This is a genomic window from Mitsuokella sp. AF33-22 (genome assembly GCF_003475755.1).
GTDB lineage: Bacteria > Bacillota > Negativicutes > Selenomonadales > Selenomonadaceae > Mitsuokella.
In genome coordinates this window covers 1-401 of the sequence record NZ_QRQA01000001.1, presented here as the reverse complement: position 1 = coordinate 401, position 401 = coordinate 1, and the positions used below count along the sequence as shown (strand labels likewise).

4 tRNA genes are annotated in these 401 nt (G+C 51.9%); all 4 read right to left on the bottom strand.

Annotated elements, in window-relative coordinates:
• Positions 1 to 2: 2 nt before the first annotated feature.
• Positions 3 to 79 (bottom strand) — tRNA-Asp (locus DWZ54_RS00020).
• Positions 80 to 92: 13 nt separating this feature from the next.
• A tRNA-Val gene (locus DWZ54_RS00015) sits at positions 93 to 168 on the bottom strand.
• A 6-nt stretch (positions 169 to 174) separates the two neighbouring features.
• Positions 175 to 250 (bottom strand) — tRNA-Lys (locus DWZ54_RS00010).
• A 7-nt stretch (positions 251 to 257) separates the two neighbouring features.
• Positions 258 to 332 (bottom strand) — tRNA-Glu (locus tag DWZ54_RS00005).
• Positions 333 to 401: the final 69 nt, after the last annotated feature.

The window sequence follows — 401 nt, the reverse complement described above, 5'->3', positions numbered from 1 at the left end:
AATGGCGACCCGAATGGGACTTGAACCCATGACCTCCGCCGTGACAGGGCGGCATTCTAACCAACTAAACTACCGGGCCGTATAAAAAGGTATGGTGGGCGATAACAGGATCGAACTGCTGACATCTTGCTTGTAAGGCAAGCGCTCTCCCAGCTGAGCTAATCGCCCATAAAATGGTGACCCACCACGGAATCGAACCGTGAACCTACTGATTAAGAGTCAGTTGCTCTGCCAGTTGAGCTAGTGAGTCATGATAATGGTGACGCCAATGGGATTCGAACCCATGAACCCGCCGTGAAAGGGCGGTGTCTTAACCGCTTGACGATGGCGCCAAAAGATCAAGTGGATCTCTATATATAATGGTGGCTCACCCGGGATTCGAACCCGGGACACCCTGATTA